The following is a 21,724-nucleotide window of genomic DNA, read 5'->3' on the forward strand; positions in this document are numbered from 1 at the left end:
CGCCGCCAAGAGATGCCGACGCCCTGAGCCTGTTGTGTCGAATGCCCTGCCAGGGCGACGCCTTGGGGCGGTGCCCACGGTGAGGGCCGCCGGGGGCGCTTTCGCGTGTTCTTACGACGCGCTCCATCTCCTTGATCATCTCGTGATGTGATCAGGGGCCTAATGCCCTATCTGCTTCAATTTCGCCGCGTTTGTATGTCCCGAGTAAGCGGCGGCTGTGGATCGCCTGTACGGGGGTTCGGTCCGTCTTGGCTGAGACCAGGGAGTAAGACGTGCAGTGGAGTTGGCGTACTCGCAGTGCGGGTATCGCAGGGCTGACGGCCGGGGCGTTGTTGGTGGCGACACCCCATGTGGCGTTCGCGGCGCCCGAGCGTCCGGAGGAGCCGCAGGTGACGACGGCTCCCAAGGGAGCGCCGATCACTGAGGCGATCACGGCGGAGCAGGCGCTGCAGGCGGCGGCCAAGCAGAACCGGCGAGTTGAGGTTCTGGACCGGCGGACCGAGTCGTCGACGACGTACGCCAACCCCGACGGCACGCTGACGGCCGAGCAGGCGGCCGGGCCGGTGCGGATGATCCGTGGCGGCAAGTGGGTCGATGTCGATTTGGACTTCGCCCGGCAGAAGGACGGCACGGTCGCGTCCAAGGCGCACCCGGACGGGCTGAAGCTCGCGGGGCAGGGCGGGGCGAAGGCACGCTCTGCCCAGGCCGCGGCCCAGGCGCCGGCGTCTGCGGCCCGTGACCTGATCACGCTCGGTTCGGGCGATGCGCAGGTCAAGGTGCAGTGGAAAGGCGGGCTGCCCGAGCCCGTTCTGGACGGACCGCGGGCTACCTACCGCGAAGCGATACCCGGCGCCGACCTGGTCGTGGACGTCACCCGTAGCGGCTTCGAGCAGTACCTGAAGCTGAATGAGCGCCCCGAGGACGGCGCGGCGCCGGTGACGCTTCCGCTGAAGGTCAAGGGGCTCAAGGCCGAGGCACAGAAGGATGGTTCGGTCGCCTTCAAGGACGCCAAGACCGGCGAGGTGGCCGCGGTGATGCCGGCCCCGGTGATGTGGGACGCGGCCGTCGACAAGCGGTCCGGTGAGCACACCAACCGCAAACAGGTCGCCATGGAGGTCGAACAGCACGGTGACACCGTCGAGCTGCGCCTCACCCCGGACGCGGAGTTTCTGTCCGATCCCAAGACGCAGTACCCGGTGACCATCGATCCGGCCACCAGCACCCTGGACTTGCTCTTCGACACCTTCGTCCAGGGCGGCGAGAGCGCTGATCAGTCCGTGTCCACCGACCTGAAGCTCGGTTGGCCGGGCGACTACTCGGGCTCCACCAAGCGCACGGCCCGCTCGTTCATCTCCTGGGACACCGAGCAGTTCGCCGACGCGCTGGTCTCCGACGCGAAGCTGAAGCTGTACAACTACCACTCCTGGTCGTGCGAGAAGCGCGGCTGGGAGGTGTGGGCCACCGACGCCGCCGACACCTCGACGCGCTGGACCAAGCAGCCCACCTGGCGGCAGAAGTTCGCCACCTCCACCGAGACCAAGTCCGCCTCCTGCAGCAACGCCGGCTACGTCACGGCGAACGTGACCGACCTCGCCAAGTACTGGGCCAGCGCCAAGGCCACCGAGGGGCACATGGGCCTGCGGGCCGCCAGCGAGTCCGACACGTACGCGTGGAAGCGGTTCTACTCCTCCGACCACACCAACGACGCGCAGATCCCGCAGCTGGAAGTCACCTACAACTACCGGCCCAAGAGCGGCGCGAACCTGCAGGCCGGCCCGCCGTACATCAGCAACGGCGGCATCTACAAGGTCAACTCGCTTACCCCGACCCTCAGGTTCACCACCGAGGACACCAACGATGACGACGCGATCCAGGGCACCTTCGAGATCAAGGACCAGGCCACCGGCCAGGTCGTCACCCAGTTCAACTCCGCCTTCGTCGAGGAAGGCGCCACGGCGTCGGCGAAGGTGCCGGCCGGGGAGCTGCAGAACGGCAAGACCTACACCTTCCGCACCACCACCTATGACGGCTCCCACTACGCCAACGGCTGGTCCGCCCCGGTCACCTTCACTGTCGACACGGGCTGGCAGCTGAACGCGGCCGAGCATGCGGCCGGCGCCGTCAACAGCGCGCAGGAGCCCGCCGATCTGACCGCGGCGAGCACCAGCAACGCGCAGTACGCCGCGATCGCCACCACCGACAGCACCGTCGCCATCCCCTGGAACAGCGGCGAGCAGATCGCGGTTGATTCGAACCACGGTCTCCCCGGCATGGAGATGGGGATGCCGACCGGGCAGGTGCGCGGCGTGAGGATCAATGACTCGGTGGTCTACAGCGACCCGAGCAAGCCGGTGGACACGGTGGTGCAGCCCACCCTCAACGGCGGCAGCCGCACCCTGCAGGTCCTGAAGAACGCCAGCGCCGCCCGCGAGTACCGCACCCCGCTGGATCTGCCGTCCACCGCCGTCGTGGAGAAGAACGAGGAGGGCGCGCTCACCGCCTACTCCAGCTCGCCGGCCAACCCCACCGGCGACGTCGCCATCCACTCCCGCGCCACCGAGCGTTACGCCTCGGCCCGCCTCAATGAGACCGGCAACCAGGAAGGGATGGTTCGGGCCACGGCCCCGGACATCAACACCTGGCAGACGTTCACCCTCGTCCGCAACAGCGACAACACCGTCTCGCTGCGCTCCAAGGCGAACAACAAGTGGGTGTCGACCGAGAAGAACTTCACCGGCGAGCAGGAGGGCATGCTGCGGGCCCGCTACGACGCGGCCACACCCGGCGCGTGGGAGAAGTTCACCCTGCTCAAGAACGCCGACGGCACGCACTCGCTGCGCTCCACGATCAACAACAAGTGGGTGTCCGCCGAGAAGAACTACACCGGCGCCCAGGCCGGAATGCTGCGCGCCCGCTACGACGCCGCCGCACCCGGCGCCTGGGAGAAGTTCGACATCGAGCCGCTGCAGCTCGGCCAGTTCGACGCCCCGTGGGCCAAGGACGCCAACGGCAACACCGTGTCCACCAGCTTCCGCATCGACAACGGCGACATCGTGCAGACCATCGACGTGAACGCCGACACGGCCTTCCCGATCGTCGCTGACCCGTTCTGGCGCTCGGTATGGAAGTGGTCCAAGTGTGTCGCCGCGGTCGTGGTCGCGTTCTTCCCGGCCGCCAAGGCGTACAAGGCCATCAAGGCCCTTGGTGGCGCCCGAAAGACCGCCGAGCTGCTGTGGAAGGCCCGCACCAAGGGCGACTTCAAGCGGTACGCCAAGAAGGCCGGCAAGAACGCGGCCATCCAAATCCTGGGTATCGCCAGCGTGCAGACCTACTGCTTCTGACCGGCGTCACTATCCACGCCACGGCCCAAGAACGGATCGCAATGGCCAGCAAGAACGCACCACCCATCCTGGTCCTGCATGACCTGGACACCGTGAAGGAAGAACTCACCGCGGCCCTGGAGACAGCCGATCCCCAGCACCGGACGGGGCTCGAGGAAGCCCTGCGCATCGTGGATCGCCACAGCGCCGTCTCGGACGACGAGCGGACCCGGGAGTGGGCCCGTCGCCTCATCCGGGACGCCGGCATTGACGCGGCACGCGACCAGGTACGTGCCGTGAAGGCGGTACGCGACGCTGTGCCGGGGCTCGGCCTCATCGCCGCCAACAGCCTGGTCAACTCCATTCGATAGGGAGCTGCCGGACACAACCACTGGGGTGCAGCCGATCTCACGACTGCACCCCAGTGCCGTAGGGCGTACCGACGATCGCGAATGGATGAACTCGCCCCACCAGCTTTGAGACACGCCACCCAACGAGGCGCCACAGTCGTCCACCCCCAAGGGGACTCGATTCCGAGACTGGTCCAGTAGCTGTCCGTGCTGCATGGCAGGAGTTCCTGCCTGTGAGTTGCACTTCAGGCGCCCAACTCCGCAAGTTCCATTAGCCGCACCTACCAATAGCGACTCGCACGGCGCCGAGGGCCGCATCCGGGCCGCCCGCTTCCCCTCCCGCAAATCGATCGAGGACTTCGACTTCGACCACCAACGGTCCGTGAAACGCGAGGCGATCGCCCACCTCGGAGCACTCGACTTCGTCGCCGGGATGGAGAACGTGATCTTCCTTGGGCCGCCCGGGACCGGGAAGACTCACCTGGCCACGGGCCTCGGGATCCGGGCTTGCCAGGCCGGTCATCGGACCGCGTTCGCGACCGCTGCCCAGTGGGTCACCCGCCTCGCCGATGCCCATCACGCTGGCCGCCTGGCCGACGAACTCACCCGGCTCAGCCGCATCCCGCTGATCATCGTGGACGAGGTCGGCTACATCCCCTTCGAACCCGAGGCCGCGAACCTGTTCTTCCAGTTCATCTCAGGCCGCTACGAACACGCCTCCGTGATCGTCACCAGCAACAAGCCCTTCGGAGGCTGGGGCGAGGTGTTCGGCGACGACACCGTCGCCGCCGCCATGATCGACCGCCTCGTCCACCACGCCGAAGTCATCTCAATGAAGGGCGATTCCTACCGCATGCGCGGACGCGACCTCGGCCGGATTCCACCCGCCAGCACCGGGGAATGAGCAATATCAACTAACGGACCGGGGGTCCGACTTCGCAGACCAGGACTGGGTCACTTTTCGAAGCCCACCGACAGGCATCGGCCCCATCCTGCGGGCCTACTACGCGGACGCCACCAGCTGATCAACCCGCGCACAACGGAGCCGGGTCCTTTCGAGCCGTGCCTGTCAGGGACACGGACCGACAGGACCCGGTGACACACAAGCTATCGGCATCCACTGTCTGTTCAGCACGGACACTCCACACCAAGCGTCGAGAAGTCACCCGATAGGGGTGGCTCCCAATCTCGCCGATGCAGTGGCTCTCGTTCATCCCGATACAAACAACCGCCAGCACCGCGGGCGGGAACGCTTGGGCGGGGGTGGTCACGGCTCCTCCATCGGTTCGAGTCGTGCGGGGTGGGGCTCGGTGAGGCGTCGGCCGCGGGGGTGTGGCAGCGGATCAGGGCAGCGGCGTGGCAGCGAGGGCAGGGCTGGTCGAGGGCGGGGTGGCGCCGGAACTGGGCGCGCAGCGCGGCGGGCATGGGGCTGGTGGTCATGCGGGTTCCTGTCGGTTGAGGGCGCGTTGGGCGGCAGCGCGGATGCGGTCCTCGGCGGCGGCCTGCTGCTCGGGGGTGAGTTCTGCGTGGCCGTGGGCTGCGCGTACCGCGTCACCGGTGTGCCCGGCGTAGCTGACTGCTCCTTTGAACGCCTGGAGGACGCTAAGACTTGGATGGCCAAGGCGCAGGCGGGCAGTTGGGAGCGTGACTTCTTCGACCCGCGCGACGGCTCCATCACCTTGCGGGAGTATGTCGAGGGGCAGTGGATCCCCAACCGCACGGACATCGTGTCCACCCGCACGTCCATGTTGGGCAAGGTCCGGAACCATATTCTGCCGCTGTTGGGCGACAAGAGCCTCAACCAGTTGCGGCATGCGGCGACACTTCGCCAGTTTCAGGCTGCTCTCGCCCTCAGAGCCGCGGTTTCGACGGCGCGCACCATCTGGACGCACCTGTCGACCATCCTTGCTGCCGCGGTCGACGACAAGCTGCTCCCGCAAAACCCGTGTCGTGAGCATCGCACGATCAAGCCTCCCCGCACCCGAAACAAATAGGCCAAGGCCTGGGCGCGGCGGGACGTTGTTGACGCGGTGCGAGCGCAACTGCAGGGGCGGTACCGCCTCACCGTGGATCTCGGCGTCGGGCTCGGCCTGCGCCAGGGTGAAGTGTTCGGGCTGGCAGCGGACGACTTTGACTTCGAACAAGGTGTCGTCCACATTCGGCGGCAGTTGCAATGGGCGAGCGGGAAGACGTACTTCTGCCTGCCAAAGGGGAGCAAGGAGCGCTCTGTGCCGGTGCCTCCGCATCTGACCAGGCGGGTGCGTGAAGCGCTACAGGCGTTCCCTGCTACTTCGTGCACGCTGCCGTGGAGCGACCCGGCCGAGCCCGTCAATGATGCTCAGCGCCGTGAGCGCATGCCTGTGGCTGTCTCACTGGTGATCACCACAGCCCACGGCAACCCGGTCGCTCACAAGACGTTCAACGAGTTCAACTGGCGGAAGGCACTGCTCGCCGTCGGCCTTGCGTGGCAGACAGGCGAGAAGGCCGAGAAGTAGCACGGCCGGCTCGTGCGCACCCCCGTGATCACGGCGAAGCGTGAGGACATGTTCCACGTTCTGCGGCACACCTTCGCGAGCGTGCAGTTGCAAGCCGGTGAATCGCCCGCAGCCGTCGCGGAGTGGATGGGCCACGCATCCCCCACGATCACACTGGAGCACTACGCGCACTTCATGCCGGAAGCTGGGCGGAAGGGCATGGCGGTCATGGACGCACGGTTCATGCCAGCGCTCGCCCTCAAATCCCCCAGAGCGTGTTTCGCTCGCCGAGCTGATCCCATTTCCGCAGGTCAGCGCCCTACAAGACCTGTTCCACGACAAGTACCTGGTGTACTCGCCCTGGCCGGGGGCGGGCGGGGCAAGGTGGAGTATGCCGGGCACTGCGTGCTGCGGGAACCGCCGATGACTCGCGGATGCCAGGCCGGTCGCATCGGCGTGATCCGCGAGCCGGAGCGCCCCACTACGCCCGAACCATCCGCCGGGACCAGGGCCTTGGGACGCGAACCGCTTGCCTTCACGCGAAGAGTGCCGTCCAACCGAGACGGCCAAGACCCTCGACACGTTTCACCGTCCCCGGTCAAGAGGCACTTTCGCGTTCACGCCACGGTGACCACTTTCATCCCACTTGAAAGCGCGAGGTCAATCAGACACTCCGCTGTCAGCGGCCGGCGCGATAGTGAGGTGGGTGATCTCGGCGCGGTCCAGCCAGGGCTGTTCCCACACAACGGCGGTGACGACCTGGGCTTGGGGCCCCGGATCGATGGTGAACGTCACCTTGTAGTTGCTGCCTGACACGACCTGGTGAGCGGCACAGACCACCGAACCCATTACGTGCCGGGCCGCGGCATCCGGGGCCACGTTGAGATGGTCCAGGACGAAGTGGGCGATGCGCGCCACGTCCGTATCCTGCGGGTCCTGCGATGACCAGCCCCCTGCTGACGTTCCTGTCATATCCTCGGCTCCTCAACCTCAATTGTCCGTTGTTCCCACACCGGAAACCGTTGTCTGCCCCCGCGTCCGGGCGCCCCCTCTGCGGTCACCAGCAGCGCCGCCAGGGGATGACGGGTCAGCGACTGAGCGGTGGCGGAAGTCGCCTTCACCGCAATGCTGGCGTTGCCCCTTCGCGTCCTGGGATGCGCGTGGAGAGCCAGGCGCGTCGCCAACAGAGACCGTCCGTGGAGAAGGCCTCGGCACCGGTGCGGAGGGGCGCCGAAGCCGTCGTTGCAGGACGGTCAGCGAAGGCGCCAGCGCTGCGCGGTGTTGCGCAGGCAGGGCCACTGCACGAGCTCCGTACCCCTGACACGGCTGCCACCAGGGACCGTGAGGCACTGGCCAGTCGCTTTGTTGGTCAGCGTGACGGTGTTGCCCGCCGCCGAGGTGACACGCCAGCGCTGGGACGCGTTTCCGAGGCAGGGCCACTGCACGAGACGGGTGCCCTTGGCCTTGCTTCCCTTGGGGACCGCGAGGCACTGGCCGGAATGAGCATTGCTGAGGGTGTGCGTGCCACCCGCTGCCGGTGCGAGCCGCCAACGCCGATCGGCGCCGCCGGAGCAGGACCACTGGACCATGCGCGTGCCGGCCTGCCGACTCCCGCGAGGGTCGGCGAGGCACTGGCCGGAGTGCGCGTTGGCCAACGGCTGACCCACTCCGTACACCCCAGTCCGGGTCACGATGGGCGCCTGGGCCGGCAGCCTCAGGGCGGCGACGGCGTCCCGGGTGCCCCGGTCGGGCCGCAACCCCCACTCGGTGAAATACGCCGTGAGGTCACTGCCGGCCGCCCTGCTGGCCTGAACCATGAAGAAGCGCTTCTGGGCGGCGCTCGAGCCGGCCTGGCCGCGATCGACGGGCCGGGCAGCCTGGTGCAGCCGGGGGTAGAAGGCATTGCCGTACAGCAGCCGCAGCTGTTCGAACATGGTGAAACGGCCGAAATGGAGCGCGCCTTGGGCGTCGAAGTTCCGCCGGGCGAAGGGCAGCGCGAGGTAGCGCCGGGCCTCGTCGCTCCACTCCCTGGCCGTCGCGTGCTCGGTGGCGATCTTGGGGAAGAGCCTGCGGGCGGCCAGCGCGTAGATGTTGACGGTCTGTTCGCCCATACCGTCCCAGGTCCACTTGGTCATCTGCCGCTGGTGGCCCAGTTCGTGCCACATCCCCCAGGAGCGGGACAGCCCCTTGGCGGTCATTAGTTCGGGGCGCGACCAGTCGGTGGGCCAGGCGATCCGGTAGTCGGTGGCGTTGGCCGTGAATCCGGTGCGGTACTCCACGACCTGCTGGAGCAGTGGGCTCGGGCGTACGGATCCGTTTCGGGTGATGCCGGAGACCGCGTCCTGCGCGTCCACGATCCGGTCGTACGTCCGGAGCAGGTCGTCCTGGCTGGCGGTGGCGTACTGCCGTGCCGTGTCGCGGGTGACGGCGAGCTGGATGCGCCGACCCTGCAGCTGGGCGAAGGGCCGGTTGGCGACCCGGAGCATGTGCTGCCACTGCCTGTTGCTGGTACGTCCCAGGACATACAGCGGGATCGGCTGTGCCGCCCGGTCAAAGGTGATGTCGATCTTCGGGTCGGACGCACGTCGCCGCGGAGCCTCGACGCTGAGGATGCCGCCAACGGGGTCGGTGATTTCGTTGCGGCCCGGGGTGAGCGGATAGGTGCGGGGATCGGGCAGGTCGGCGCGGGGGGCGGCGGGGTCGATCATGTCGTGGTTACCGACGACCAGGCTGGGCGGCAGCGCGTCCGGTGCGTGGGTTGTCACGGTGACCACCAGCTTGCGCCGCGGGTTGAGATGAAAGCCGGTCGGCCGATAGCCCGGCCAGTACATCCTTGAGCCGAGCCGGGTGCTCTCGGCAGCCGGCGACGGCAGGGGCTGCACCGAGAACGACCGCTTCTGCGGGAAGAGCTGCGGGCTGGGCTGATCCGGGTAGGCGGGGGGCCTGCGGACCTGGAAGGTGGTCCGCAGCGCCGTGCGGCTGGAGACCGATCCGCCGATGTAGGAGGTGCCGGTCAGGGTGTTGGTGATGCTGGAGCCGGTGAAGGCGGGGTCGACCTGGAACGTCAGCAGCGCCCAGTTGTACTCCTTGTTCCGGTTGGCCGAAACCGGTCCCGGCTGCTCACACCGCAGCCGGTTCGGCTCGGGGATGGTGCAGTGGCCCGCGTAGGTCTCTTTCAGGATCAGACCCGTGGGCATGGTTGCCTCCACGACCACGGTGTCGGCCGTGGCCGGACCGTCGTTGTAGAAGTCGATGGACTGGGTGAACTCCTCACCAGGTGCGTGGGAGGGGCGGTTGGTCGCCTCGGCAACCAGTCTCACGGTTGCCGAGGGGACGGCGACCGGTGCCGGAGCCGGTGGCGCCGCGGCCACCAGAAGACCCGTCACGGTGCAGGTCAGTGCGGCTACGCGGCCGCGGCGTTCGAGCATCTGCATGGCCACATGCTCAGGTAGTCGTCCACACGCCGGGCCGCGCCACACGGCGCACCAAACGTAGTCGACCCCACTCAGACGCACCACTAGGGGGGAATCCGCTGCCCGGTGGGTGAGGTCGGCATGCCGCGCCGAGTGCGGCGGGAGGCGCGCGGTGGCAGTGGGCGTTCCGGGGCCTGTGCCTGGCTGAGTGGGGGCTGATGACCAGGCGCTCGCCACGTGGCGGCCTTGCGCCATGGCGGGTTTCCGCCACCTAGGGGCGGTGCGTTGGGCAAGGCTTGCAGGTAGACACGCGTTCCATGACCTCCATACCCAGACGCCGCTCCGTGCTGGCGGCGACCGCTACCGCGGCCGCCCTCGGCGCCGGGCTGCTCGCGCCGGCCACGGCGAACGCCGAGACCGCGGGCGCCACAAGCGCGCCCCGGCCCGCCGGCGGCACCTCGTACGACATCACGCTGATCACCGGCGACGTCGTGCACTACACCGACCTCCCCGGCAAGAACGACATCGTGACCGTGGACCGCGCCGAGGGCGCGACCGGCGGGGTCGAAGTCCAGACCTACGGCGACCAGACCTATGTGCTGCCCAGTGAGGCGATGGGCCTGCTTGCCACGGACAAACTGGACAAGCGGCTGTTCAACGTCACACAGCTGGCGAAGATGGGCTACGACGACGCGAAGTCGGTCGGCATCCCGGTGATCGCCGTCGCGCCGAAGGCGAAGTCCGCGAAGGCCCCGGCCGCCCCGAAGGGCGCCAAGGCGGTCCGTACGCTCGGATCCATCGACGCGACCGCGCTGAAGGCGGACAAGAAGCAGGCGCGGGCCTTCTGGCAGGACGTCACCGCCGGGGCGAAGACCCTTGACGCCGGGCTGGGCAAGATCTGGCTGGACGGCAAGGTCAAGGCCTCGCTCGCCGAGTCCGTGCCGCAGATCAATGCTCCGCAGGCATGGGCGAAGGGCTACGACGGCAAGGGCACCAAGGTCGCCGTCCTGGACACCGGTGTCGACCCCGCCCACCCGGATGTCAAGGACCGGATCGCCGGCACCCGTAGCTTCGTGCCCGGCGAGGAGGTCACCGACGGCCACGGCCACGGCACCCACGTAGCCTCCACCGTCGCCGGCTCCGGCGCCGCCGCGGACGGCAAGTACAAAGGCGTCGCACCTGGCACCGACCTGCTGATCGGCAAGGTGCTCGCTGATACCGGCTACGGCGACGAGTCGTGGATCGTCGCGGGCATGGAGTGGGCGAAGGCACAGGGCGCCGACGTCGTCTCGATGAGCCTCGGCGGCGGACCCGACGACGGCGACTCGCCGGAGGCCCAGGCGGTCAACGCCCTCTCCGCGAACGGCGGCCCGCTGTTCGTGATCGCGGCCGGCAACGCCGGTGGCGAGGGCACCGTCGCCACCCCGGGCTCCGCCCGGGACGCGCTGACCGTCGCCGCCGTCAGCAAGACCGACGTACGCGCCTCGTTCTCCAGCATGGGCCCGCTGACCGGGTCGTACGCACTGAAGCCGGACATCTCGGCGCCCGGCGTGGACATCTGGGCCGCCGCCTCGCAGGCCGTGCCCGGCTGGACCGGCGGCATGTACCGCAAGATGAGCGGCACCTCGATGGCCACCCCGCATGTCGCGGGCGCCGCGGCCATCCTCAAGCAGCGCCACCCCGACTGGGACGGCCAGCGCATCAAGCACGCGCTAATGTCCACCTCCAAGCAGCTCGCCAAGTACCCGCCGTACGCCATGGGCACCGGCCGGCTCGACGTGCTGAACGCCGTCGACACCACCATAGAGGCCACCGGCTCGGTGGACGCGGCGGTCTACAAGTGGCCCCACGAGGGCGCCGCCGCTTCGGAGCGGAAGATCACCTACCGCAACACCGGCTCGGCGGACGTCACGCTGGACCTGGCGCTGAGCACGCAGGACGCGGCGTGCAGCCTCTCCGAGAGTACTTTGACGGTCCCGGCCGGCGGCGCCGCCGTCGTCACGCTGACCCTCGACCCGACGAACGTGCCGGTCGACTCGAAGTTCTCCGGCCAGGTCACCGCCACCGACGCGGCGACCGGCACCGTCGCCGCGCACACCGGCTTCGCCCTGTACAAGGAGCGCGAGCTCTACGACGTCACGTTCAAGCTAGTCGGCCGGGACGGCAAGCCCGCCTCCGACACCATCGGCATGACGTACGAGGGCGCCGACGGCCCCTGGCTGCTGGACGTGGACGGTGAGCGGACGCTGCGGGTGCCGCCGGGCAATTACACCGCCTGGTCGTCATTCGAGATCCCGGGATCTCGCGCGGACTCCAGGGCCCGGGTGGTCCTCACGTCCCCGGAGAACCCCGTGACCGGCGACACCACCATCACCCTCGACGCGAGCAAGGCGCGCCGGGTCGCCACCACCACGCAGCGGGAGACCGAGAACGACCAGACGATCCTCGACTTCCGCCGCACGTACACCAGCGGGGCCGGCTTCAGCGGCTCGGTCGTACTGCCGCTGGAGAACGACGAGCTGTACACCTCGCCGACGAAGCCCGTCACCAAGGGCGAGTTCGGCCTGACGACCCGCTGGTTCCAGCGGGAGAAGTTCCTGGACGCCGAGACCGGCGACGGCCGCAACGTGGAGCTGGCCGGGCAGGTCGGCACCGCCTTCAAGGACGGCGTCAGCTCGCTGAAGACCGTGTACGCCGGCAAGGGCGCGGCCACCGACTACGCGGGGCTGAACGCGAGGGGCAAGGCCGTCCTCGTCACCCGCAGCACCGAGGTCGACGCGCTGACCCGGGCCAAGGCGGCCACCGACGCGAGCGCCGCGATGCTGATCACGGTGAACGACGGCCAGGGGCGCGCCTTCGACAGCCACACGCCGAAGGACGGCAGCAGCCAGTCGCTGACCATCGCCTCCGTGATGCGCCTGGACGGCGAGCGGCTGATCGCCGAGGCCAAGTCCGGCCGCGGCACGCTCAACATCCGGCAGAAGCGCTTCCCGGACTACCAGTACGACCTGGCACGCGTCTACGACGGCTCGGTCCCGGACCGCACGCTCGACTACAGCCCGGCCCACGAGGAACTGGCGAAGGTCACCAACAGCTTCTACGGCGACAAGCAGGCCCCCGGCTACGGCGGCAGGTGCTTCCAGTCCGGCCGGGGCAGCTGCACCGGCTACCGTGGCCTCGAGTCCTACCCCGGGGTGCGGACCGACTACGTCACCCCGCCGCCCGCGGGCGGCCGCTGGCAGGAGACGCACGCGATCCGGTTCGCCGCCTCCGGGTCCTCGGACCTCGACGAGATCGATGTGGACCAGCGCTTCCAGGCCGGCGTCAACCACAGCGAGCACTGGTTCAAGCCGATCACCGCGCCGCGTATCGGGGGCAGCACATGGCTTCCGTTCCGGCAGCAGGACAACAAGCTGGCCTTCAACATCCCGATGTGGGCGGGCAGCGGCGCCGGCCATGTGGGCGCCATGCAGAAGACCACGTACAGCGCCAACAAGCTCGCCGTCTACCAGGGCGACACGCTGCTGAAGACGTTCAACGGCTCCTCCGGCACGGTGGCCGACGTATCGCCGGAGCGGCTGCCGTACCGGCTCGTCGCCACCGGCACCCGGGACGCGAAGGTGTGGAAGACCTCAGTCAGCACGCGGACCGAATGGGGCTTCGTCTCCGGTGCGATACCGGCCGGGGACAGCGATCCCTGGCAGGAGGATCTCGACCTGCTCAACCTGACCTACGACATCTCTACCGACCTCGCCGGCGACGTCCGCGGCGGTCACCGAGTCGACCTCGGGCTCGGCTCGGTCAGCTGGTCCGGTGGCGTCCATGCGACGCGGGCCGCCCTCCAGGTGTCCTACGACGACGGCACCACCTGGCAGCCCGCCACGGCTACGAAGCTGGCCGACGGGAAGTGGGCGGCGGCGTTCACCCCGCCAGATACCCCGGGCGGCTTCGTCTCCCTGCGCACCACCACGGAGAGCTCCGACGGGCACAGCGTCACACAGGAAGTCATCCGGGCCTTCGGCCTCAAGTAGCTGAACAGCAGGCAGCAGCCCTCGTCCGCACGGAGGGCTGAGGGTTGCTGCCCTTTGGGTCACGCCAGTGCATCAAGGTGCTGTTCGTCCTCGCTTGGTGCCGTCGAAGATCGATCGCCGAAGAGACGGCAAATGGTGAGCAGGGCATGAGATTGCGGGCGGTTCTGCTGTCCGTAGGCGGGCGGGCAGCGCAATGGTGTCCGCAACCTGCTCCACCGCCCAGGCAGACCTGCTGGCGTTGGCCCGCTTCCCGAGCGAGATATGGCGGACAGAACTGGTCCAACAACCCCCAGGAACGGGTGAATAGAGAGCTCCGCCGCCGCACCCACATCTTCGCCATCTTCCCCGACCGCACCGCCGTGATCCGTCTGGTCGGCGCTGTCTTGGCCGAGCCGAACGACGAATGGACCGAAGCGCGCCGCTACATGACTCGCGAACTCCGGGCTAAGGCTCGACCCCACCCGATCGACGGAGAATCCGACGATATCGCCCTGCCGGCCGAACTCACTGCCTTACCTGAAATTGGATCGCCAAGTGGCTGTCGATACACCGCTCCAGCGGACATGACCCTCGCGGACGGTGTCCCTTGTCGTGGTGTACGCGATCAGCGGCTGGGAGTGCGCGGGCGTCTGCCCGGGGCGCACTTCCATGGGTGAGTACCGCTCCCTGACCAGGAGGCGGGCCACCGCGTAACTCTCCTTGATGAACGCCCAGTTCAACCATGAGTAGTGCGCGATGGCCCTGTCCCAATCTGACCTGATACGGCTGCTTGAGTCACTACGCTCGACCGACGGAATCGAGCTCATCCGCGCGATTGCCGAGCGGATGGTGCAGGAGCTGATCGAGGTCGAAGCAAGTGCTCACATCGGCGCGGAGTGGAACTAGCGCACCGTGACGCGGACCAACATCCGCAATGGGCACCGCGAGAAGGTGCTCACCACGCTGGCCGGCGATCTGGATCTGGCCATCCCCAAGGTCCGCACTGGCAGCTTCTTCCCCAGCCTGCTGGAGCGTCGGCGCCGCATCGACCAGGCCCTCTACGCGGTGATCATGGAGGCATACGTGCAAGGCGTCTCCACCCGCAGCGTTGATGACCTGGTCAAAGCCCTTGGCGGGACAGCGGCATCTCCAAGTCGGAGGTCTCGAGGATCTGCCAGGCGTTGGACGAGCCGTTGACCGCGTTCCGCACCCGCCCCCTCGATCATGTCCGCTTCCCCTATGTCTACCTGGACGCGACCTACTGCAAAGCGCGGGTCAACCACCAGATTGTCTCGCGGGCCGTCGTGGTCGCCACCGGCATCACCGAGGACGGCAACCGTGAGGTCCTGGGGCTTATGGTCGGCGACAGCGAGAGCGAGGCGTTCTGGAAGGATTTCCTGCGCTCGCTGCGTGAGCGCGGCTTGTCCGGGGTCCGCCTGGTGGTCACCGACCAGCACGCCGGGCTGGTCGCCGCGGTCCGTATGGTCATGCTCGGCGCCGCCTGGCAAAGGTGCAGGGTTCATTTCCTGCGCAACGCCTTCAACGTGATCGACCGGGACTCCGGGGAGATGGTGGCCGTGACGATCCGCACGATCTTCACTCAGCCCACCGCCGGGCTCGTGCGCACCCAGCTGGACACCTCGGGCAGCAGTTTCCCATGGTCAAAGCGATGCTGCTGGAGGCGAAGGAGGACTTGACCGCGTTCGCGGACTTCCCGGCCCGGCACTGGAAGAAGATCCAGTCAACGAACCTGCTGGAGCGGGCGAACCGGGAGATCAAGCGCCGGATCGACTTCGTCCAGGTCTTTCCCAAGGACGACGCACTCATCCGGCTGGTCACCGCCATGCTCTTCGAAATGCACGATGAATGGATCGCCTTCCCCCGCCGCTACCTCCCCGAAGGCAGCATGAGCGAGATCTACCGCGAAAGCGCCGCGGCACTACCCAACACCACGAACACGCCCGTCAGTTGATCCTAGACACCACAGCAAGGGACACGACCCGCTCGCGTGGCGTGTCGTCCAATACCCAGCGTTGCCGTAGGCAGTCCAGGTACGGATCCAGAGCAGTGGGCTGACGAGGCCGCGACCGGTGGATGCAGTCTGCCAGCTGGCGGCGCGGGCGTGCTTGGGCACCGTTCGCAGTCCAGGCCCAGCTCATGGACTGCCGCGTTGATCGAGCGCCTGGTGTCGGTCACCGCGTGCACCGTTTCGAACAGTCGTTTCGCATGGCGCCGGGCCTGGCGTGTCGATCAGATCGGACGGTGCTGCAGGAAGGGGCGGATTCGGGCTCGTGCACTGCAGCCGATAGGCAGCTGCGGTGCGTGGCGGCGATGTCCGCGACCCGCTTGGAAGCGGTCGCTGACCTGGATGGCATTGGGTGCACCGTCGCTGATGCCCTGCCGGCATTGAAGTGAGCCGTCGCGGCAGACGACCTCGACGCCGGGATGGTTCCGCTGGAAGGCGGCCAACCTCCCGTCCCGCCCAGAGGATGAGCGGGAGTCGGGTGTCGGCATCGACCACCAGGTGCCGTAGACGTCATCGTACAGCGCGAAGTCGTCCACGCCCAGGGCGTGGCTGCTGGCGGCAGCGGCATACGCATTAGGTGGAACGGCACGCTGGTGCGGGACAGCGGCGCGTTCAGGATCGGCAGTAGCCGGGCGCCGCCGCGGTCAGCGAGCAACACCGCGGCTATCTCCACCAGATGCTGCAGGAGTGGAGTGCGACGCTGGTAGCGCACCGTCATTCGTCGACCTGTTCGGCGAACGTTCTACGACCGCAGTGAGGGCCGTCACAGGACTTTCGCTGCACCGACATCCCAATCGACACCGACCGGCCGCCGACAGCAAGGTCAGCCAGCGTGCGGGCATAGCGGCTGTGCACCCACGCAGAGACTCCCGCGCAATCCGAGCAACCCACCGGCACCTCGGGGGTACGGGCGGACATACAGGTCACACCGTTCTACACCCACACCCGCTCCACCCGCACCGCATCCTTATGAGTCACCCACCTGGCCTCCAGGGCATGGGCGCGGCACGGCGGGCAGAGCCTGAATCCGAGCTTCTCGTCGCCAATCTGCACCGCCTATCCGAGCTGAAATCCCTATACCCACAGCATGGAAGCAGGCCGTGCCCCTCAAGGGCGGCCCCTTGCAGTGTGCCCCTTGGCGCCGGTCCGCAGCCGTCAGATTCTCGTAACAAAAAACCTATTCCGTATAGATCTTGCATCTAGTCAGATAGGTGGTGAAGCGGAGCGATTAGGGCCCTGTGAGACGGCCCGAGCCCGTGGAATCACCGGCCACACCTTCAGAGTTGAGGTTCAATCCATGCCGCAAGAGTCACTCACTACCGAAGCCGGCGCGCCGGTCGCCGACAACCAGAACAGCGAGACGGCTGGCGTCGGCGGGCCCGTTCTAGTCCAAGACCAGCTGCTGCTCGAGAAGCTCGCGCACTTCAATCGCGAGCGAATTCCGGAGCGCGTCGTGCACGCCCGCGGCGCCGGCGCGTACGGCACGTTCACCCTGACCCGTGATGTCTCGCGGTGGACGCGCGCCAGGTTCCTCTCCGAGGTCGGCAAGCAGACCGAGACGTTCCTACGGTTCTCCACCGTGGCGGGCAACCTCGGCGCCGCCGACGCCGTGCGCGACCCCCGCGGCTGGGCGCTGAAGTTCTACACCGAAGAGGGCAACTACGACCTCGTCGGCAACAACACCCCAGTGTTCTTTATCAAGGACGCCATCAAGTTCCCCGACTTCATCCACACCCAGAAGCGCGACCCGTACACCGGCTCGCAGGAGGCGGACAACGTCTGGGATTTCTGGGGTCTGTCGCCCGAGGCCACGCACCAGGTGACCTGGCTCTTCGGTGACCGCGGTATCCCGGCCTCGTACCGGCACATGAACGGCTACGGTTCGCACACGTTCCAGTGGAACAATGAGGCTGGCGAGGTCTTCTGGGTCAAGTACCACTTCAAGACCGACCAGGGCATCAAGAACCTCACCCAGGACGAGGCCGACAAGCTCGCCGGTGAGGACCCCGACTCCCACCAGCGCGACCTGCGCGAGGCCATCGAGCGCGGTGACTTCCCGACCTGGACCGTGCAGGTGCAGATCATGCCGGCGGCGGACGCGGCGAATTACCGCTTCAACCCGTTCGACCTCACCAAGGTGTGGCCGCACGAGGACTACCCGCTGATCGAGATCGGCAAGCTGGAGCTCAACCGCAACCCAGAGAACATCTTCGCTGAAGTCGAGCAGTCCATCTTCAGCCCCGCCCACTTCGTGCCGGGCATCGGTCCGTCCCCGGACAAGATGCTGCAGGGCCGGCTCTTCGCGTATGGCGACGCGCACCGATACCGCGTCGGCATCAACGCCGACCACCTGCCCGTGAACCGCCCGCACGCCGCTGAGGCACGCACCTACTCGCGTGACGGCTACTTGTACGACGGCCGCCACAAGGGCGCGAAGAACTACGAGCCGAACTCCTTCGGCGGCCCGCGCCAGACGGAGAAGCCGCTGTGGGTCTCGTCCGCCGTCACAGGCGGCACCGGCAACCACGCCGCCCGCTCGCACTCCGACGACAACGACTTCGTACAGGCGGGCAACCTCTACCGTCTGATGTCTGTGGATGAGCAGGGCCGTCTGATCGAGAACCTGGCCGGCTTCATCGCCAAGGTCTCCCGTGACGACATCGCCGAGCGTGCCATCGACAACTTCCGCCAGGCGGACAGCGACTTCGGCAAGCGTCTCGAGATTGCGGTCAAGGCCCTGTGCGGCTGACCACCTCACGCCCCACCACTGAAAGCAACCTAATGCGCGCCATTGTCACCGAATTTGTCGGCACCCTGTTCCTCGTGCTCGTGATCACCACATCCGGCGTCGTGGAAACACCCCTCGCTCCCATTGCTATCGGCGGCGTACTTGCCGCGATGATCTTCGCTGGTGGCCACATATCGGGCGCCCACTACAACCCGGCGGTCACTGTCGCCGTCTGTCTCCGACGTCGAATTAGTCCGAAAGTCGCTGGCGGCTACATCGCAGCCCAGATCCTCGGAGGCCTCGCCGGTGCCTTGCTGGCTGCGCTCCTCACTCGCGACATACAACACTCTGCTGTCCCGCTGGATGCATCCGCGCTCTCGATCCTGACCGGTGAGCTGCTGATGACGTTCGCCCTGGCCTATGTTGTCCTCAACGTGGCTACAAGTAAGAGCCATCCGAACAACAGCTTCTACGGAGTCGCGATCGGCCTCACGGTGATGGCCGGAGCGATTGTGGTGGGCCCCATCACGGGCGGAGCCTTCAACCCCGCAGTCGCCCTCGCCGGCGCAGTGAGCAGCGGTCTCGCGTGGGGAAACCTTTGGCTCTACGGTGCAGCAGCGTTGGTCGGCGGCGCAGGCGCGGCTCTCCTCTTCCGAGTGGCGAATCCTGACGACGTCTGACATCGCTGTACGCGGCAGCAAGTCTCTGTTGCCGTATCGATGGGGCCTCTCGGTAGCTCGGGTTGCAAAGCAACCCAGCGCTGGGAGGCCCCTTGTTGTCGCCTGTCGCCTGTTGCCTGCCGCCTGTTGGTCCTGGCTAGGGGCCAGGGCGGACAGCGCGCCGCCGACTCCACCGGTAACAGTCCGCGGCTCCCCGTGGGTTGCATCCGTTGCGCTCTGCATCTCCAGTTGCTGCACCAGGTGTTCAGCTAATCTCTCTGCCCTGATTCTCCACTTCCGTAAGTTCATTGATGGTTCTTGGCTGGCTGCGGCGCAGGCGCTACGCACTGGCCTTCCGTGATCGCGGGCTCTGAGACGTTGTCGTATGTGGTGGGGCGGAGTGGGGCCTCAATATGGTTCAGGGGGCGTGGGGTTGGGTCGTTCCGGATGGGCTGTGGGAGGTTGCGAGGCTGTTGCTGCCGCTGTCGAGGGTGCGCCCACAGGGTGGCGGGACGCCGGGTACGCCTGATGAGACGGTGTTCTCCGCCATCATCTATGTGCTGGTCAGTGGATGGGGGTGGCGGCAGCTGTCGCCCTGTTTCGTGATCTGGAAGTCGACTGCTCATCGGCGACTGGTGATCTGGTCCCTGGCCGGTGTCTGGGGCCGGCTGCTCCAGGTTGTGCTCTGCCGACTCGGTGACGCCGGCCTCATCGACGTCACCCGCGTCGTGCTCGACGCCGCTCACGTCCGCGCTGGAAAAGGGGGCCAACCATGAACCCAGGCCACCACGCCACCCACTCTAAAATCGGGGCTCAGAATGGTCGTGGGGGAGGTATGTGTGAAGCACGCCGAGTATTCTCGGCGTGCTTCACACATACCTCCCCCACGACCATGGAGGGCTTGGCCTCAATTCGCAGTGGTCACCAGGTCTCGGTCGTTGCGAGGCTGCACTGGACGATTCGTCCTAGGGAAGATCTTGCGGTACTGGTTTACCTCTTCCGGGGAAATACCAACTACCTGACGAAGCACTACCCAACGGACACCTTCACTGCATGGCGGGGTAGTGAGAGACCCCTCGTATTGAAAGCTGCCATGTTCTTGAGGTAGCAGTGAGTTGAGGTCATCCGGCTGGTCGATATTCCGTGTTTCACCCTTCTGGGCCGGGAGCGTCTTCCAGATTGAGGCGAAGGGTGAAAGGCCGGGAGTCTCATCCATCAGAACACCCAGCACTGCTATTTTGCCGGCGGCGTCCTTGTGGACGAAGTGGACCTCCATCGCGGCTCCTTCCCCTCGCACTGTGTGCTCACTAGGCAAGTGGAAGTGGAATTGCTGGAGCTCATATGAGGTGCCATCGACGGCGATCGTGTTTCCTGGCGGGACGGTAGCCTGAACCGTATGCCCGTTGTTCTCTAGCTTCAGGGATACCACTTTGTAATCGATGGATATTTTGGCCGCTTCGGTGGTCCTGTCATCTACTCCAAGGTTGATCGGAGACTGTGCCCGGCCGGTCTTGCACGTGGCGAATTCTGGATCGATATCGCCCCATTTCTCGGGACCGGAGACGCCCTCGTAGCTCCACCCGTGGGCTCCGGGCTTGGCAGCGTCGTATTCGTTATCACTCTCCGCTGTACCGGTGGAACAGCCAGCGATGAGTGCGGCTGCTACCAGGCCTGCTGAGGCCAGGCGGATTGATTGCTGTACGGAACAGGTGCGGAAACTCATGGACGCCTTGTCTCAGTAGGAAGCGGATGAGCGGGAGGGGAGGCTCCTCTTCCCCGGGGGCACGTTTGAGTGTTTGAGGTGCGGTGTGGCGACTAAAGGGTGTCTGGGAAGCCTCGTTCGGGGCAGGCCTGTTGCTGTTGTGCGATGGGGTGGCGGTATGACCGTGGCCGGGTAGTTTGCGTTCTCCTGGCTGCTCGCCAGGTATTCGTGGTCTTTGGAGGGCTGCCGGTAGCGGCCCAACCGGGCGGAACTCCGCGCGTTCTCCCAATGGCGTGGGACCACCGCGAGCATCGGCACCACTCGCAGTGGCGTGCCCGCCTTGGCCCAGGTGCTGCGGAACCCGCCGTCCTTGCGTTGCACGATCTGGACAGTGATCCCGGTTTCCTCCCGGACCCAGTCCAAGAAGTCCCGGCCGCGATATCCCTGGTCTGCCCACAAGTGCTGGAGCCGCGGAAACTTGTCGACGCACCGAGCCAGCAGCTCCGTCACGGTCACCGACGTTCGCGGGGCTCACGCAGACCGCCAGGACGAGGCCGAGCGTGTCGACCAGGAGGTGGTGCTTGATGCACAGCACCAGCAACCCCCACAGTCGCCTGCGCGGCCTGCGCCGCACCCATCACAGCCATGACCGTTAGAGCACAACCCGACACCAGCCGCTTACGCGACGACATCTTTAGACTCACGATCCGTACTTCCTGTTCCAGTTCACCCGCGGCAAGGAGCTGGCCACTCTCCCGACGGGTTACGCCCCGACCGCCCTGCACGCGCTTAACCAGACAAACCTCACGCACCCCGTCAGCAGAAGCGCACAGCAAAAGTTGATACCCCCACCCAGAAGTAGCCCATCGAACAAGTACAACCCCGGAATAGACGTTGGGTCGCACACCGAGCTAGCACAGCCCAACAGCTACTAGTCCGACCGACAATGGCCAGCCCCGGCGGCCGGGTCTGTAAAGCTAACGGTGGTTCTGGGGTTGTTGGGGTTCAGCGCCGGGCGGCGGAGAGCCGGCCGTCGAAGGTG

Annotated in this window: 14 protein-coding genes and 4 pseudogenes; 14 read left to right on the forward strand and 4 right to left on the reverse strand. The window is 66.9% G+C overall.

Translation table 11 applies throughout. The annotated features are described in order from the left end of the window. The first annotated feature begins 335 nt into the window (after window positions 1-335). From H9Y04_RS44380 to H9Y04_RS44405, 6 genes are all read left to right on the forward strand, one after another. A complete protein-coding gene (locus tag H9Y04_RS44380) occupies window positions 336-3,341 on the forward strand; it encodes a DNRLRE domain-containing protein (protein ID WP_187819956.1) in 3,006 nt (1,001 codons plus the stop codon). A gap of 41 nt (window positions 3,342-3,382) precedes the next feature. Then, window positions 3,383-3,691: a hypothetical protein gene (locus tag H9Y04_RS44385; protein ID WP_187819957.1), complete on the forward strand. Its 309-nt coding sequence runs from the start codon at window positions 3,383-3,385 to the stop codon at window positions 3,689-3,691. A 217-nt stretch (window positions 3,692-3,908) separates the two neighbouring features. After that, entirely contained in the window at window positions 3,909-4,574 is a 666-nt protein-coding gene (gene istB / locus H9Y04_RS44390; protein ID WP_306660244.1) for an IS21-like element helper ATPase IstB, read from the forward strand. A 562-nt stretch (window positions 4,575-5,136) separates the two neighbouring features. Continuing rightward, window positions 5,137-5,664: a hypothetical protein gene (locus H9Y04_RS44395; RefSeq protein WP_187819958.1), complete on the forward strand. Its 528-nt coding sequence runs from the start codon at window positions 5,137-5,139 to the stop codon at window positions 5,662-5,664. Window positions 5,665-5,736: 72 nt separating this feature from the next. Then, complete coding sequence (locus tag H9Y04_RS44400) at window positions 5,737-6,165, forward strand: hypothetical protein (RefSeq protein WP_187819959.1); 429 nt, start codon at window positions 5,737-5,739, stop codon at window positions 6,163-6,165. Window positions 6,166-6,213: 48 nt separating this feature from the next. Further along, the gene (locus H9Y04_RS44405; RefSeq protein ID WP_187819960.1) at window positions 6,214-6,957 is read left to right on the forward strand and encodes a tyrosine-type recombinase/integrase; all 744 of its coding nucleotides are present in this window, start codon (window positions 6,214-6,216) and stop codon (window positions 6,955-6,957) included. Here H9Y04_RS44405 and H9Y04_RS47320 read toward each other — a convergent pair. Continuing rightward, window positions 6,871-7,116 (reverse strand): annotated as a pseudogene (locus H9Y04_RS47320) (cystatin domain-containing protein); the annotation flags it as partial. The gene H9Y04_RS44405 and the pseudogene H9Y04_RS47320 sit on opposite strands and share 87 nt — an antisense overlap. A 281-nt stretch (window positions 7,117-7,397) precedes the next feature. Then, the gene (locus tag H9Y04_RS44410; RefSeq protein ID WP_187819961.1) at window positions 7,398-9,578 is read right to left on the reverse strand and encodes a M60 family metallopeptidase; all 2,181 of its coding nucleotides are present in this window, start codon (window positions 9,576-9,578) and stop codon (window positions 7,398-7,400) included. 296 nt (window positions 9,579-9,874) lie between these two features. On the opposite strand from H9Y04_RS44410, the gene H9Y04_RS44415 reads away from it, so the two are divergent. The 5 genes and pseudogenes from H9Y04_RS44415 to H9Y04_RS44425 all read left to right on the forward strand — a co-directional run bounded on the left by H9Y04_RS44415 (window position 9,875) and on the right by H9Y04_RS44425 (window position 15,539). Continuing rightward, window positions 9,875-13,588, forward strand: a complete 3,714-nt coding sequence (locus tag H9Y04_RS44415; protein WP_187819962.1) for a S8 family peptidase — start codon at window positions 9,875-9,877, stop codon at window positions 13,586-13,588. A gap of 217 nt (window positions 13,589-13,805) precedes the next feature. Next, window positions 13,806-14,043, forward strand: a pseudogene (locus H9Y04_RS44420) (transposase); the annotation flags it as partial. 280 nt (window positions 14,044-14,323) lie between these two features. Beyond that, entirely contained in the window at window positions 14,324-14,473 is a 150-nt protein-coding gene (locus tag H9Y04_RS47325) for a hypothetical protein (RefSeq protein WP_236072219.1), read from the forward strand. A gap of 6 nt (window positions 14,474-14,479) precedes the next feature. Continuing rightward, window positions 14,480-14,764: a transposase gene (locus tag H9Y04_RS47650; RefSeq protein ID WP_308802051.1), complete on the forward strand. Its 285-nt coding sequence runs from the start codon at window positions 14,480-14,482 to the stop codon at window positions 14,762-14,764. Further along, window positions 14,761-15,539, forward strand: a pseudogene (locus H9Y04_RS44425) (IS256 family transposase). The gene H9Y04_RS47650 and the pseudogene H9Y04_RS44425 overlap by 4 nt, the downstream one beginning before the upstream one ends. A 278-nt stretch (window positions 15,540-15,817) precedes the next feature. Here the strand turns inward: H9Y04_RS44425 and H9Y04_RS44430 are convergent. Continuing rightward, window positions 15,818-16,129 (reverse strand): hypothetical protein, encoded by a 312-nt coding sequence (locus tag H9Y04_RS44430; RefSeq protein ID WP_187819963.1) that lies wholly within the window; start codon window positions 16,127-16,129, stop codon window positions 15,818-15,820. Between the two features lie 761 nt (window positions 16,130-16,890). Here H9Y04_RS44430 and H9Y04_RS44435 point away from each other — a divergent pair. The 3 genes and pseudogenes from H9Y04_RS44435 to H9Y04_RS44445 all read left to right on the forward strand — a co-directional run. Next, the gene (locus H9Y04_RS44435; protein WP_187819964.1) at window positions 16,891-18,342 is read left to right on the forward strand and encodes a catalase; all 1,452 of its coding nucleotides are present in this window, start codon (window positions 16,891-16,893) and stop codon (window positions 18,340-18,342) included. 32 nt (window positions 18,343-18,374) lie between these two features. After that, a complete protein-coding gene (locus H9Y04_RS44440; protein WP_187819965.1) occupies window positions 18,375-19,001 on the forward strand; it encodes an MIP/aquaporin family protein in 627 nt (208 codons plus the stop codon). Window positions 19,002-19,393: 392 nt separating this feature from the next. Continuing rightward, window positions 19,394-19,750, forward strand: a pseudogene (locus H9Y04_RS44445) (transposase); the annotation flags it as partial. Between the two features lie 137 nt (window positions 19,751-19,887). Here H9Y04_RS44445 and H9Y04_RS44450 read toward each other — a convergent pair. Further along, window positions 19,888-20,703 carry a carbonic anhydrase gene (locus H9Y04_RS44450; RefSeq protein ID WP_187819966.1) on the reverse strand — a complete coding sequence of 272 codons (816 nt, stop codon included), beginning with the start codon at window positions 20,701-20,703 and terminating at the stop codon, window positions 19,888-19,890. Window positions 20,704-21,724 lie beyond the last annotated feature (1,021 nt).

The organism is Streptomyces polyasparticus (assembly GCF_014493765.1).
Classification (GTDB): Bacteria; Actinomycetota; Actinomycetes; order Streptomycetales; family Streptomycetaceae; genus Streptomyces; species Streptomyces polyasparticus.